At 70.7% G+C, this 12,842-nt stretch carries 14 protein-coding genes and 1 tRNA gene; 11 read left to right on the top strand and 4 right to left on the bottom strand.

Going from position 1 to position 12,842, the window contains the following annotated elements; translation table 11 throughout:
- Window positions 1–49: 49 nt before the first annotated feature.
- From OHO83_RS30560 to OHO83_RS30550, 3 genes are all read left to right on the top strand, one after another.
- On the top strand, window positions 50–2,011 hold the full coding sequence (locus tag OHO83_RS30560; protein ID WP_405638370.1) for an FAD/NAD(P)-binding protein: 1,962 nt from the start codon (window positions 50–52) through the stop codon (window positions 2,009–2,011).
- Between the two features lie 58 nt (window positions 2,012–2,069).
- Window positions 2,070–2,534 (top strand): DoxX family protein, encoded by a 465-nt coding sequence (locus tag OHO83_RS30555; protein WP_266670094.1) that lies wholly within the window; start codon window positions 2,070–2,072, stop codon window positions 2,532–2,534.
- 1,022 nt (window positions 2,535–3,556) lie between these two features.
- On the top strand, window positions 3,557–4,183 hold the full coding sequence (locus OHO83_RS30550; protein ID WP_266670096.1) for a DedA family protein: 627 nt from the start codon (window positions 3,557–3,559) through the stop codon (window positions 4,181–4,183).
- A 35-nt stretch (window positions 4,184–4,218) separates the two neighbouring features.
- Here OHO83_RS30550 and OHO83_RS30545 read toward each other — a convergent pair whose 3' ends face one another.
- Window positions 4,219–4,461: a DUF2277 domain-containing protein gene (locus OHO83_RS30545; RefSeq protein ID WP_330280027.1), complete on the bottom strand. Its 243-nt coding sequence runs from the start codon at window positions 4,459–4,461 to the stop codon at window positions 4,219–4,221.
- Window positions 4,462–4,591: 130 nt separating this feature from the next.
- On the opposite strand from OHO83_RS30545, the gene OHO83_RS30540 reads away from it, so the two are divergent.
- The gene (locus tag OHO83_RS30540) at window positions 4,592–4,936 is read left to right on the top strand and encodes a hypothetical protein (RefSeq protein ID WP_266670100.1); all 345 of its coding nucleotides are present in this window, start codon (window positions 4,592–4,594) and stop codon (window positions 4,934–4,936) included.
- A 51-nt stretch (window positions 4,937–4,987) separates the two neighbouring features.
- Here OHO83_RS30540 and OHO83_RS30535 read toward each other — a convergent pair whose 3' ends face one another.
- A complete protein-coding gene (locus OHO83_RS30535; protein ID WP_266670102.1) occupies window positions 4,988–5,152 on the bottom strand; it encodes a hypothetical protein in 165 nt (54 codons plus the stop codon).
- A gap of 217 nt (window positions 5,153–5,369) precedes the next feature.
- Here OHO83_RS30535 and OHO83_RS30530 point away from each other — a divergent pair, with 217 nt between their 5' ends.
- The 3 genes from OHO83_RS30530 to OHO83_RS30520 all read left to right on the top strand — a co-directional run bounded on the left by OHO83_RS30530 (window position 5,370) and on the right by OHO83_RS30520 (window position 7,719).
- Window positions 5,370–6,008: a hypothetical protein gene (locus OHO83_RS30530; RefSeq protein WP_330280026.1), complete on the top strand. Its 639-nt coding sequence runs from the start codon at window positions 5,370–5,372 to the stop codon at window positions 6,006–6,008.
- 628 nt (window positions 6,009–6,636) lie between these two features.
- The gene (locus OHO83_RS30525) at window positions 6,637–6,951 is read left to right on the top strand and encodes a hypothetical protein (protein WP_330280025.1); all 315 of its coding nucleotides are present in this window, start codon (window positions 6,637–6,639) and stop codon (window positions 6,949–6,951) included.
- A gap of 606 nt (window positions 6,952–7,557) precedes the next feature.
- Window positions 7,558–7,719 carry a hypothetical protein gene (locus OHO83_RS30520; RefSeq protein WP_266670108.1) on the top strand — a complete coding sequence of 54 codons (162 nt, stop codon included), beginning with the start codon at window positions 7,558–7,560 and terminating at the stop codon, window positions 7,717–7,719.
- A 422-nt stretch (window positions 7,720–8,141) separates the two neighbouring features.
- On the opposite strand, the gene OHO83_RS30515 is transcribed toward OHO83_RS30520, so the two are convergent.
- The gene (locus OHO83_RS30515) at window positions 8,142–8,939 is read right to left on the bottom strand and encodes a maleylpyruvate isomerase family mycothiol-dependent enzyme (RefSeq protein ID WP_330280024.1); all 798 of its coding nucleotides are present in this window, start codon (window positions 8,937–8,939) and stop codon (window positions 8,142–8,144) included.
- Between the two features lie 97 nt (window positions 8,940–9,036).
- Between OHO83_RS30515 and OHO83_RS30510 the strand changes: the two genes are divergently transcribed.
- Window positions 9,037–9,435 carry a tyrosine-type recombinase/integrase gene (locus tag OHO83_RS30510; RefSeq protein WP_330280023.1) on the top strand — a complete coding sequence of 133 codons (399 nt, stop codon included), beginning with the start codon at window positions 9,037–9,039 and terminating at the stop codon, window positions 9,433–9,435.
- 92 nt (window positions 9,436–9,527) lie between these two features.
- Here OHO83_RS30510 and OHO83_RS30505 read toward each other — a convergent pair.
- Window positions 9,528–9,602: transfer RNA gene (locus OHO83_RS30505), tRNA-Val, on the bottom strand.
- 215 nt (window positions 9,603–9,817) lie between these two features.
- Between OHO83_RS30505 and OHO83_RS30500 the strand changes: the two genes are divergently transcribed.
- The 3 genes from OHO83_RS30500 (at window position 9,818) to OHO83_RS30490 (ending at window position 12,802) form a co-directional block, all read left to right on the top strand.
- Complete coding sequence (locus tag OHO83_RS30500) at window positions 9,818–11,158, top strand: hypothetical protein (RefSeq protein WP_266670150.1); 1,341 nt, start codon at window positions 9,818–9,820, stop codon at window positions 11,156–11,158.
- A gap of 180 nt (window positions 11,159–11,338) precedes the next feature.
- Entirely contained in the window at window positions 11,339–11,989 is a 651-nt protein-coding gene (locus OHO83_RS30495) for a DUF4383 domain-containing protein (RefSeq protein ID WP_266670152.1), read from the top strand.
- 36 nt (window positions 11,990–12,025) lie between these two features.
- Window positions 12,026–12,802, top strand: coding sequence for a FadR/GntR family transcriptional regulator (locus OHO83_RS30490; RefSeq protein ID WP_329435415.1), 777 nt, complete (start codon window positions 12,026–12,028; stop codon window positions 12,800–12,802).
- Window positions 12,803–12,842 lie beyond the last annotated feature (40 nt).

Raw genomic sequence — 12,842 nt, 5'->3', positions numbered from 1 at the left:
CGGCGCACACCCGGACTCCGCTCTTCCCCTGACAGGGCGACCCGGCATGATGAGCGGACGTTCCGCTCCCAGCAGCCCCACATGCCCCTGGAGTCCCTCTTTGTCCGCAGTGTGCTCGGCGCCGGCCGCAGCGATAGTCGGCGCGGGCCCGCGCGGCACCAGCGTCCTCGAACGACTCTGTGCCTCCGCCGTCGAGCTGCTGCCGCCCGGCGCCCGCCTCACCGTCCACGTCGTCGATCCGGCCCCGCCGGGAGCCGGCAGCGTCTGGCGGACCTCGCAGGCTCCCGAACTCCTGATGAACACCGTCGCCTCACAGGTCACGCTGTTCACCGACGACAGCGTGGACTGTTCGGGCCCGATACTCCGGGGGCCCAGCCTGCACGAGTGGGCCCAGCACCAGGGCCTCCCCCTCGGCCCCGACGACTACCCGACCCGCGCCCTCTACGGCCGGTACCTGGAGTGGGTGTTCGCCAAAACCGTGGGCTGCGCACCCGACGCCGTACGCGTCGAGGTCCATCGCGCGCGCGCCGTGCGCCTCGACGACGCGGACGACGGCCGCCAGACCCTCGTACTCGACAACGGGCGCGAACTGACCGGCCTGTCCGCCGTCGTCCTCGCCCAGGGACATCTGCCCACCGCCCCGAGCCCCGCCCAGACGCGCCTCACCGAGTACGCGCGGCAGCACGGCCTGCGCCACATCCAGCCCGCGAACCCGGCCGACCTGGACCTCTCCCCCATCTCCCCGGGCGAACCCGTCCTGCTGAGGGGCCTCGGCCTCAACTTCTTCGACCACATGGCGCTGCTCACCGAGGGCCGCGGCGGACGCTACCGCCGCACCTCCTCAGGGGAGTTGCGGTACAAGCCCTCGGGCCGCGAGCCGCGCCTGTACGCCGGTTCGCGCCGCGGGATCCCGTACCAGGCGCGCGGCGACAACGCCAAGGGCCCGTACGGGCGCCACGAACCCGCCGTCCTCACCCCCGAGGTCATCGCCCGCTTCCGCAAGCGCGCGGACTCCGGGGACGCTCCGGACTTCCTGGGCGAGATCTGGCCACTCGTCGCCAAGGAGGTGGAGACCGTCTATTACGAGACCCTGCTGCGCCGCGCGGGAGCGGGGGACACCGGTTTCCGCGAAGGCTTCCTCGCCGCGCCGCACCAGAGCTCCGAAGAGGCCGACGTCCTGTACGAGTTCGGGATTCCGGAGGTTCTCCGCTGGTCCTGGGACCAGGTCTCCCGGCCGCACGCGGAGCTCACCTTCGGCTCGCCCGCCGAGTGGCGTACCTGGCTCCTGACCCATCTGCGCGAGGACGTGGCGCACGCCGCGCTCGGCAACACGGACGGTCCCGTGAAGGCCGCCCTGGACGTACTGCGCGACCTGCGCAACGAACTGCGCCGGGCCGTCGACCACGGCGGGATCGGCGGTGCGTCACGCCGCGACCACCTCGACCGCTGGTACACCCCGCTCAACGCCTTCCTGTCGATCGGCCCGCCCCGGCGGCGCATCGAGGAGATGACCGCGCTCATCGAGTCCGGCGTCCTGACCGTGGTCGGGCCGCGCCTGGAGGTGCGGGCCGAGGACGGCGCGTTCGTCGCGCACTCGCCCGATGTGCCCGGATCATCCGTGAGAGCCACCACACTCGTCGAGGCGCGACTGCCGGAGACGGACGTGGCGCGCACCGGCGACCAACTGCTCGCCGGGCTCCTGAAGACGGGCCACGCCCGGCCGCACACGCTCGACGGTTACGCGACGGGCGGGGTGGACGTGACACCGCGCCCGTACCGCCTGATCGACCGTCAAGGGAGGCCGCACACACGGAGGTTCGCGGTCGGCGTGCCCACGGAGGGGGTGCACTGGGTGACCGCGGCGGGGGCCCGGCCGGGGGTCGATTCGGTGACCCTCTCGGACGCGGACGCGGTCGCGCGAGCGGCTCTGCGGACGGCTTCCGGGGAGCGCGCGAAACCCGGCACGGAGCAGCATTCCTGGCCAAATGTTGAACTTGCAAGCGTTGATTAGGGTCCCCTAACCTATGGCCTCCATCGGTTCGTCCCCAACCGACACAAGGAGTCCCCCCATGACTGGACGTCTCAACAGCGCCCAGCCCTACGCCCTCGGCCTGTTCCGCATCATCGTGGGCCTGCTCTTCGCCTGCCACGGCGCCGCCTCGCTCTTCGGCGTCCTCGGCGGAGCGATGGGCGGCGGCACCGTCCCCACCGGCACCTGGCCCGGCTGGTACGCGGCCGTCATCCAGCTCGTCGGCGGCACCCTCGTCACTCTCGGCCTCGGCACCCGCGCCGCGGCCTTCATAGCCTCCGGTTCGATGGCCTACGCGTACTTCAAGGTCCACCAGCCGGAGGCCCTGTGGCCGCTCCAGAACGGCGGCGAACCGTCCGCGATGTTCTGCTGGGCCATGCTGCTCCTGGTCTTCACCGGCTCCGGCGCGCTCGGCCTCGACCGGCTCTTCACCGCCCGCGGCGCGAGCACGGGGCGCCCGGCCGCCTCGGCGTCCGCCGGGGAGCGGGAGCCCGCCGCGGCCTGATGCCGTGACCGCTCGACGGGGGTACCGGTGCGCACCGCGCGCCGGCACCCCCACCCCGCCCGCCGCTCAACTCCCGTGTTGAACCGGCGACTTGACCCCCATCGACTCGTCCGGCACCCGCCCGAACGGCATCGGCTCGACCGACACCCGCCCGAATGCCGCCGGTTCGAACGCCGCCGCTTCGAACGGCACCGTGAAGCACGCGATCCCGGGCGCCCGCTCCGCCCGGCCTCCTGCGCAACACGACGGACCACGCCTCGCCAGGCCTGAACTCCCAGCTCTGCCGCGCGGTCGCCGCCCCGGCACCGTGCGCGTCCGTGGTGAACCCGAGCCAGACCTCGTTCTCCGGGTTCGCATGGGCCGGGCCCGTCGACGGCTGCACCGGATCCTCGCGGCGCCGGTAAGTGCCCGCCCACCACGGCCGGATCCCGCCGCACTCCCCCTGCTGCACATGCGCGCCGCACGCCCGCCCCGCGGCCGGCCCCTCGCCCCGCACACTCACGCTCACGCGACCGCGCCCGCCTCGCCGAACGACCTCGATCCGCGCCCCGGCGGGCACCAGCTTCATGTCGTACGTCAGCGCGGGCGACACCGCGAAGGCGTTCCGAGGCGAGAACCGCGGCGCCTCGCGCACCCCCTGCCCACGCAGACCCACCGCCGCGCCGCCGGCCCTCCCGCCGCCCGCTGCCCCGCCGCCCGCCGCCGCCGCCGCGAGCACGGTCGCCGCCACGGCTCCCGCCACGATTCCTGCCGCCATCGTCCGTTGCTCCAGCTTTCGCTCACCCGCTCCGGGCCGGCTCTCCCGCCCCGCCGTTCGTACGGGGTCACCTGGGCGTAGCGCGCATGCGACGCGGCACCCGGGTGAACGTGACCTGGAGAACACCTGATCCCCTGGCGACCCTCCAGCCACAACCGAGGCGTACGCTGTACAGCTGTCATCAGCCGCCCCTGCCGCTCCCCGCGACACCGCGGCGTCAGTCGCCGACCGGGGAATGCACGAACACGGATCACGGGGAGTCGCGGTGCTGGAGAGTGTGGGGTCGCTGACCGGCGGTCCGTGGATCTACGCGGTGGTGGCCCTCTCCGTACTGCTCGACGTGTTCCTGCCCGTCCTGCCGAGCGGCGTACTGATCATCACCGCGGCCACCGCCGCGGCGGCCGGCACGGGGGCGGCGGCCGGGCAGGTGACGCACGAGGTGCCGTCCATCCTGGCGCTGACCCTCTCGGCGGCCACAGCCTCGGTACTGGGCGACCTGGTCGCGTACCGCATCGCCTGGCGCGGCGGCGAACGTCTCGACCGCGCGATCGCCCGCTCCCGCCGCCTGACCAGCGCGCAGGAACGTCTCGGCGGGGCGCTGGCGCGCTCCAGCGGCGGCATCCTCGTGGTCATCGCCCGCTTCGCCCCGGCGGGCCGCTCGATCGTTTCGTTCGCGGCGGGCACGGCGCATCGCCGGGTCCGCGAGTTCCTGCCGTGGTCCGCCCTCGCGGGCGTGGCCTGGGCGGGCTACAGCGTGGCCCTCGGCTACTTCGGCGGCCAGTGGCTCGGCGCGAGCTGGCTGGCCACGGGGGTGTCACTGCTCGCACTGTGCGCGGCGGGCTCGGGGGCCGCGTTCCTCATGCGGCGACCGGCAGCGGAACGGGTGAGCTGACCCGCCCAGGCCCACGCCGGGACCCGACTCGCCCCCTAGGCGGCGGACTCCGGGGCCAACTGGCGTCCCTGGCCACGGATTTCGAGCCCTTCGAGCAGCTCGGCGGTCGCCTGGGCGACGATGTCCACGGCCCGGTCGAACACCTCCTTGTTGTGCGCGGCGGGCGCCCGGAAGCCGGACACCTTGCGCACGTACTGCAGGGCTGCGGCCCGGATCTCCTCCTCGGTGGCCTCTTCGGGGAGAACGGGCGGGCGAAGGGTCTTGATGCTGCGGCACATGCCTCCAGTCTCGCGCGCTCCGCCACCCTCGCGCACGCCTTCAGAAAGAACGTACGTTCGAAACACACGTACGACTGAACGCGCCCCTCATCGCTCGCATCAAGAAATCGAACAGGCGTAGCATTGCCGCGTGGCAGCGACCTATGACTTCCCGAGTGACCTCCTGGCGGGCCAGGAGGAGCTGCACCAGGTCAGGGCGGAGCTCCTGACCCTCCTGAAGCGGCTTCCCTGGTCGGTGGACCCTCTCGACGGGTTCAGCGACGACCATGGCTGGCGCAAGCGTGAGCGCCCCGCATCCCCCGGCTGGACCCCGGACGAGCAGGCCGAGGTCGAAAAGCTCCGCCAGCGGGAGCGCGAGCTGGCGGTCTTCGTGACGTGCCATCGCTACTGGAGGGACATATCGGGCCCGGACACCGTGGACGCCCGCATGCGCCTCAAGCGGGCCCACGAGGCGGACATCCCCACCCCGGAGTAACCGAACCCGGCCGACCCCCTCGGACGGGGCGGCACACAAACGGGGTGACGCTCAAGCGGCGTCACGCATGGCGGCGGCCCACTCCACCACGAGCGCGTCGTACTCCACCCGCTCTTCCGCGCTCAACCGCCCCCCGGCTCGCAGCCAAAGGGCACGTATCTGCTCGTTCACCTCGGCGGCAGGCCGCACGGTCGCGGGTTCGGAAGTCGTGGCCATAACGTGAAGCCTACGTCCATGCACGTGAAGGCTGCGTGAAACTGCCACGGAGTGACGGAAGTTACGACGTCGAGTACGCCGTGCGCCGACAGTGCGCCCACCCCGCACGGACATTCCACTCCCCCCTGGGCTCACATAACGGAGGACTCCTTCACGTTCTCTTCACATGACGCATAATGCCCTTTCTGTACACGCACCACCCCAGGGGGACTACGACATGGGCACGCGCACGACCGTCGCCGCACTCGCCGGCACCGCACTTCTCGCGCTCACGGGCTGCGGAGCTTCGACGGTCAGCGACAAACCGGCAGCACCTCGGACCACGCCCGGAACGCCCACCCCGGCCACGACCGCCACCCCGGGCAGGGTCACCGCCACCGAGACGGCGAACCTGCCGAACATGACCGGCAAGGGCCTCCAGTACGCCCAGGACCAGGCACAGGCCGCGGGTTTCTACGGACTCACGTCCCACGACACCCTCGGCCGGGGCCGCATGCAGGCGTTCGACCGCAACTGGAAGGTGTGCTCGCAGAGCCCGGCGGCCGGGAAACACACCACGGACACCAAGATCGACTTCGCCGCGGTCAAGCTGGAGGAGGAATGCCCGTCGAAGGACGCGGGCACGCCGCGGGCGGCTGGGGCCACGATGCCCGACTTCAAGGGCAAGCCGGTGAAGGCGGCCCGCGAGGCCCTCGGCAGCGGCTACAGCATCACCGTGAACGACGCGACCGGACAGAACCGCATCGTGTTCATGGAGTCCAACTGGCAGGTCTGCACCCAGAACCCGACACCGGGCACCGAACTCGACGGCCAACCGATGAAGTTCAACGCGGTGAAGTTCAACGAGCCCTGCTGACCCGGCCCCTGACTGCGGTGCGGGGCTCCTTCTTCAGGGTCCCGCCAGATGGGCGCGGACGGTTGCGAGCCGCCGGCATCCGGCTTGCACGTGTGCGATCCACCGGCTCCCTGCCGCGCTCCACCCGCGCGCACTCGGGCCGTTCGCGACCGCCGAACGCTGTGGTTGTCCCTGGTCGTTGATGTCGACGCCGGATGTCAGCGGGACAGCTCCGGCATGGGGCAGACCTCCGACAGCTCATCCGGTCGGTCGGCCCGTCTCCACCGCACAGGGCGACTGGCCGCCCATACTCCATGCGGGTGGTGCGGGCTCCGGGGCGTCACCGTCGAAGAGGGTCGGCGTGCGGGGAGACATCACGGCTCGGGCCTGACCGCAGACCGCTGACCTGCGGAATTGAGCAGCCTTCCGCCCGACGTGCTGGGGAGGGTATGTGCTACTAACGTGATGTATGTGAGAGTCGCAACCGGGGCACGCCGCGGGCAGCAAGATTCCGGAAGGACCGGAACCGACGAGCGGCGAGACGTGCGCCCGCTTCGAGCTGTGACCTCTGCGAATCACACCGCATGTCTTGCATGCGCTGTGCCCACCCGCCTTCGATCTTCGGTGGCGGAAGGAAAGGTAGAGACTCATGCGAGCACCTCATATCAAGCGTTCCTTCGCTGTAGCCGCCGCCGGCATGATGCTGGCTGGTGGCGCCGCCGTTGGTGCCGCAGGGGCGGCTTCGGCGGCCCCTGCCCACGCGACCTCCGCGGCCAGCCCCTCCCACAACCGGTGCGGCTGGTGGGATGACTGCGGCGGGTACGGCTACGGCTACGACAGCGGGTACGGATACGGGTACGACAACGGGTACGGATACGGCTACGACAACGGGTACGGCTACGACAACGGGTACGGCTACGGCGGCATAGCCATTGTCGTGGTGGGCGGCTACGGCGGCTACTGAGCCGACTCAGGTGAGGTGAACTAACTACCGCATCAGACATCGTCCGCCCTGTGGAAAACCATGGATCGGCTGCTCGGGAGGCGGTTCGATCGTGAGTGACCCTGGGCGTCGATGTCAGCCCCGGATGTCAAAGGCCCCCAGCCGTGAACGGCCGGGGGCCTTTTCCCAGTTGGGCGCGGACGGTTTCGAACCCGCCGACATCTGCCTTGCAAGGGCGCACGCGATCGGTGGCCAACTCGTCCTGGAGTGTCTTGCCTCCGGTACATAAGCCTGGCGAGGCGCCCAAGGAGAACAAGGAAGCGCTCTGGCGTGTGCATGCCGTCGCGAGTGATGGCTGTGGGTGAAACGCCATGCCTACGCCATGCCGTCGGTGGACTCGCTCTCTCGGGCAAGTCGCGTACGCCTGTCACCGTCGGGTGCCCACGTCGCCCTCTGTAAGCGGTCAAGGTCCCTCGGGACCCGCGTCCTATTCGTTGCGTCTAGATGCAGCGGCCGGGACGTGGGTAACGCCGTGGGAGTCCTCCTACGAATCGCGACCTTGCGCGTTCGGTCTGGTCTCTGACCGGCTCAGCGACTATCGCCATGTTCACCAGAGCCTTCACTGGAGTGGGAATCTGGATAACCGGCGTACTCGTCTTCCTCGCCCTGCTCGGCGCTCCGGTGTTCGCCGTGGAGGCCTCGGTGCTCCTGTTCACAGGTGGCACAGAGCAGCGCAGGAGTGGGGTGCGAACCCTCCTCGGTCATCTGCCGTTCCTGCGGCACCGGTAGCGCCTCACCGGTCTGTAGAACGCGAACTCTCGCCGAGGAGTCTTGAAAACCGTCGTGGCGCGAGTCGCCGTGGGTTCAAATCCCACACCCACTGCGCAGATAGAGGGTCCCTGACCAGCAACATCGGTCAGGGGCCTTCGTCGTGCACGTTGCCTGTTGACTGCCGTGAGTCCCCGTGAGTTCCCGGCTCATCGGGCACGTACGGGGCACGGTCGCACACAGGCTCTAAGGTCGGCCCGCATCCCCACCAGGTCGATCACGGGGGTCTGTCAACGTCGGCCAACGGCCCTTGCGCCTTGGCCGATCGTTCACTGAGGTCCGGCGCTGACCGCTGCGGTTCGTGCTTGTTGGTGTCAGCCGCTGGTGTCAGACGCCGCATGCAGTCCTGGCAAGGCTTCCTTCGCCGCTCTACAGCACCCGTCCTACTCCTCCGGCTCCCACGCGCGGAGCAGGTCGAACAAACCTAGGTCTCCCTCGATCTGCAGGGAGTCCGCCGGGATACGGTCGTACACGAAAAGAACCAGCTCACTGGCCGTGCCGCGAACGGAGACGCCGGCCGCGTCCGGGCCCTCGTCGGCAGCGGCGACAGGCGTCGTGCCGGGCGCGGAGATACGGGTGGAGCGTGCGCCGTCGCCGTCGACCGTGAGGCGCCAGGAGTAGCCCTCGGTGGCGTGGAAGTCGAAGGCAGTGGGCTTGTGCGGCCAGGCACTCGGCGTTGCGACACAGGTGAACAGGAACTCCTCGACACCGTCGAGTGCCACCTCATCCGGCAGCGGCTCCGGGGCACCCACAGTGACCTGGGCGTCGTAGGTGTGCACCGCCATCTGCTGGAGCTGGTGCCGGGCGACGGCGCCACAGGTCTCGGGCGACTGGGACGCACCCCACCACGTCCAGCAACCGCGATCCGGGCCGGCCTCCCGCAGTGCGTCCAGCAACTCCTGCGTCGACGCGGCCAACCAGGCCGGCACGGCCTCGCGCTCCCGAGGCGCAGCCGGGGCGCCCTCTGGTACGGACTTGGCCGGAGCAGGCCCTGCGGCGACGGTGGCGGCCCAGGCGCGGCGCCCCTCGCCGATGTGCTGCGCCAGATCGAACAGCGTCCACTCGGGGCAGGTCGGCACCTGTACGTCGAGGCTGGGCGCGGAGGCGACCGCAGCGCGGAAGGCGCTCGACCGTTCGTCGATCAGTCGCAACAGAGCGGGGAACGTAAGTGTCGTTGTCACACGGACTCTCTATCACCGTGTTCCGACAATCGGACAGTGATTTTCACAGCCGAGGCGGCGAGCGCGCGGCACGGGCCGGGCGCCCTCAGATGACGCCGTGTCCACGGCTGCCGTCGCCTTCCCGGCCTCCCTCGCCGAGGAGTTGGCGCATCACCTGGCCGAGTACGCCGATGCCGGCCGAACCGGGCTCGTCTTCGTCGGGGCGCGCGGTGGTGTCCTGCGCCGGAACAACTTCCGGCGGATCTGGCTCCGCGCGCTCGCCGCGACCGGCCTGGGTGACGTCCACTTCCACGATCTCCGGCACACCGGCAACACCCTCGCCGCGACGGGCGGCGCCTCCACCCGCGAGTTGATGCACCGCATGGGGCACTCGTCCGTGCGGGCAGCGCTGATCCATCAGCACCTCGTCAACGGCCGCGCTCACGTGATCGCCGGCTACGTGGACGGTCAGATCAGGAAGGTGAAGCGGCCTCCGCACGGCCCATCTGGCACGTAGGTGGCACGGGGCCGAATAGTCGCCGAGAAAGACTAAGGCCCAGGTTCCCGGATTCATACCGGTTGACCTGGGCCTTGCTCGTGTCCCGAGACTGGTGGGCGCGGACGGTTTCGAACCGCCGACATCTGCCTTGTAAGGGCAGCGCTCTACCACTGAGCTACGCGCCCGGGATGATTCGACAGCCTACCTTGCCCGTGGTGGTACCTCGCAAACCCGTATCGTCCGGCAAAGTCCCAGGGCCCAGAGCGAACTATCCGGCCCGTGTGTTCGTCATTAACCGGTGGGAGAATGACAGCGGGCAGGGCGGATGAGTGCACGGGCGAGGGCAGCACGGGAGAGGGTAGTGACGGCGACACCACCGATGCGGCCGTATGCGTCGTCCATGCGACCGCGCGCCGCGCTTCGCGATCTGCTCGGGCTCGTCCTGCTTCCGCTGCCGCTCATCGCCGTAGCCGTCGCTGCGGCGCCGGCCGCGTTCGCCGGGGGCGGTACCCGGCGCTGGTTCGGGCGTGGGGAGAGCCAGCGGGCTGAGGCGCAGGCCGCCAAGGACGCCGCCGCGGCCGCGTTCTACGAACTCGACACCGCCCAGCGCGATCTGCGGATCTCCATCGAGACCATCACGGCCGTCGACGACTCGCCCGCCGCGCGCCGCACCGTTTCCGACTTCGAGTCTCTCGGCCGGCGGATCGACGAGGCCAGCCTGCAGTACATCACCGCCGTGGACGCCCACGACCTCGACCGGGACGACCTGGAGGCGTCGGTCGCCACGCGGGCGCGCGCCGAGCTGAGCCGCGCCAAGGACGAGCTGACCAAGGTGAAGCTCGACCTCGACCGGTTCTCGCAGGGCCTCGGGCCGTTGCTCGGGAAGGCCGAGACGCAGCTGGCTCGACTGGCCCCCGCCGTCGAGCGGGCGCGGCAGGCGCTCCTCGCGGCGAGCAACTCCCTGGACGCGGTGCGCGGCGCCGGGCTCAAGGCCGACGATCTCGCCGCCCGCCTCGCCGCCCTCGGGCCCGAGCTCACCCGGCTCAACCAGGGCGCGGGCCGGCACGGCGTGCCGGAGACCCTGGAGCGCGCCGAGCGGGTCGCCCGGGATGCCGAGGCCGTGCGGGCCGAGGCCCAGCGGCTGCCGGAGCGCGCCGCCGAGATCGACCGCCGCCTCGTGTCGCTGCGCACGCGCGCGCAGGCCCTGACCACGCGGGCCGGGCAGGTCGAGCCCATCCTGAGCGAGCTGCGCAGACGGTTCACGGCCCCCTGCTGGCAGGACCTCCAGCATGTGCCGGAGCGCGCCGCGGAGAACGTACGGCAGGCGGAGCTGAAGCTCGGCGAGGCGCGTGCGGCGCGGGACGAGCAGCGGTGGCCGGACGCGACGTCGCGCCTGTCGACGGTCCGGGCCCTGCTGAACACGACGGACGAGGACGTGTCCGCCGCGTCCGACCGGCTGCAGCGGCTGAACGCCGTGGCGAAGGATCCGCAGCAGGAGATCGACCGGACCCGGTTCGCCATCCGGGACGCCCAGCGACTCGCCATGTCGGGGCGCAGCACGCCCGAGCCGCGGCACGCCCGCCCCCTCGACGACTCCGTGGGCCGCCTCGACCGCGCCGTCGCCGCTCTTGAGGGGCACCACCCCGATTACTGGCACTTCCTCACGGAGACGGAGGCCGTCCGGCAGACGGTCGCCCGCGTCGTCGCCCAGATCAGGGAGGAGCGGGGGGCCCACTCCTGAGCGGTCCTCTCGCCGGGGCTGCCCGTCCTGAGCCGCTCGTGAGCTGTTTCTCCTGAGCCGACTCCTCCAGAGCCGCCCCTTCAGAGCCGCCCGCCCCTTGCCCGACCCCGAGCCATCCCTGCTGGCGCCCTCAGGGCTACGGGCGGATCCTTGTGTTACGTACGTGCAAGGGAGGCGTTCATGGCCACGCATGTACCCGGGATCCGCCCATCACGGTTCCGGCACCAGCGCGTCGTCCTCGACGATCATCTGCCCGTCGACCATGGGCTCAGCAAGGTCTACCGGATAGGCGCCGGCCTGATGGGGCTCGTGCTGGTCGCCTTCGGCGTTCTGGGGCTCATCGATCACATCGGGTTCTTCGACACCGGCGGTGACAAGGTCGCCGGCCTGAACACCAACGGCGCCCTCAGTGTCCTGTCGATCTTCGTCGGTCTGATCCTGTTCGCGGGCATGCTCATCGGCCGGAACGTCGCCTCGACGATCAACATGACCTTCGGGATCCTGTTCATCCTCAGCGGCTTCGTGAACCTCGCCCTGCTCCAGACCGACTACAACTTCCTCGCGTTCCAGATCCAGAACGTGCTGTTCAGCTTCGTGGTCGGCGTGATGCTCATGGCCTTCGGGATGTACGGCCGCGTCAGCGGGACGCTGCCGCACGACAACCCGTACTGGCGTGCGCGCCACCCGGAAGCCGCCGCCCGCGAGGACCGCGCCCACGCCGCCCGGCAGCCGCGCCCCACCCCCGAGGTCACCAGAGCCGCCCGGGCCACCGAGTTCTCCGGCGCCGGCGGAATCACAAAGATCACCGATGGCCCGGGCCGCCGAGAATAATTGATAAATAACCGGATCACGTGCGAGGCTGCCCCCATGACGCGCAAGGACACGGGCAGCCCGCGCACGGACGGCCCGGCCCTCGGCGGTACGCCGGGGGTCTCGTACACCGGACGCGGCGTCCACCGGATCGCCGTGGAAGCGCTCGCACGGCGGATCTTCGACGGGACGTACGCGGAGGGGGACCTCCTCGACCTGCCGGGACTCATGGCCGAACTGGACGTCAGCCAGACCGTGCTGCGCGAGGCGATCAAGGTGCTGACCACCAAGGGCCTGCTCGACGCCCGGCAGAAGCGGGGGACCTTCGTACGCCCGCGTGACGACTGGAACCTCCTCGACAGCGACGTACTGCGCTGGACGATCGACTCCGGCGCCCCCGGCGCCTTCTTCGCCGATCTCCTTGAACTCCGCCGCGCTGTCGAGCCCGCCGCGGCCGCGCTCGCCGCGCTGCATCGCACGGACGCGGATCTCGCCGCCCTCGACGCCGCGCTGAGCGCGATGGCCGCCGCCGAGCAGACGTCCGTCATGACCGACGCCGTCATGACCGAAGGCGACCCCGTTCTCGCCGTGCGCGCCGACGCGTCCTTCCATACGGCGCTCCTCACCGCCTCCGGCAACCCCTTCTTCGCGCAGATGCGGCGGGTCATCATTCCGGCGCTCGTCGTACGGGACCGGCTCGTGCACGCCGGACGGCACGAGCACCCGCTGCCCACCCACGCCCGGGTCGCCGAACGCGTGCGCGCGCGGGACCAGGACGGCGCCTTCGCGGCGATGCTCGACGTGATCGAACTGTCCCGGCGCGGACACCCCTGACACCGGCCCTGCCCCCACCTCCGTAACACCCCGAGAGGAA

This window comes from Streptomyces sp. NBC_00569, assembly GCF_036345255.1.
Taxonomy (GTDB): Bacteria; Actinomycetota; Actinomycetes; order Streptomycetales; family Streptomycetaceae; genus Streptomyces.
Note: the sequence above shows the minus strand (reverse complement) of the source record. Positions and strands in the feature narration are given on the sequence as shown.

Bases quoted from the DNA above. Each gene is read 5' to 3' on its own strand.
- OHO83_RS30560 (WP_405638370.1), top strand. From the start codon at position 50: ATGAGCGGACGTTCCGCTCCCAGCAGCCCCACATGCCCCTGGAGTCCC.
- OHO83_RS30555 (WP_266670094.1), top strand. From the start codon at position 2,070: ATGACTGGACGTCTCAACAGCGCCCAGCCCTACGCCCTCGGCCTGTTC.
- OHO83_RS30545 (WP_330280027.1), bottom strand. From the start codon at position 4,461: ATGTGCCGCAGCATCAAGACCCTTCGCCCGCCCGTTCTCCCCGAAGAG.
- OHO83_RS30535 (WP_266670102.1), bottom strand. From the start codon at position 5,152: ATGGCCACGACTTCCGAACCCGCGACCGTGCGGCCTGCCGCCGAGGTG.
- OHO83_RS30530 (WP_330280026.1), top strand. From the start codon at position 5,370: ATGGGCACGCGCACGACCGTCGCCGCACTCGCCGGCACCGCACTTCTC.
- OHO83_RS30525 (WP_330280025.1), top strand. From the start codon at position 6,637: ATGCGAGCACCTCATATCAAGCGTTCCTTCGCTGTAGCCGCCGCCGGC.
- OHO83_RS30500 (WP_266670150.1), top strand. From the start codon at position 9,818: ATGCGACCGCGCGCCGCGCTTCGCGATCTGCTCGGGCTCGTCCTGCTT.
- OHO83_RS30495 (WP_266670152.1), top strand. From the start codon at position 11,339: ATGGCCACGCATGTACCCGGGATCCGCCCATCACGGTTCCGGCACCAG.
- OHO83_RS30490 (WP_329435415.1), top strand. From the start codon at position 12,026: ATGACGCGCAAGGACACGGGCAGCCCGCGCACGGACGGCCCGGCCCTC.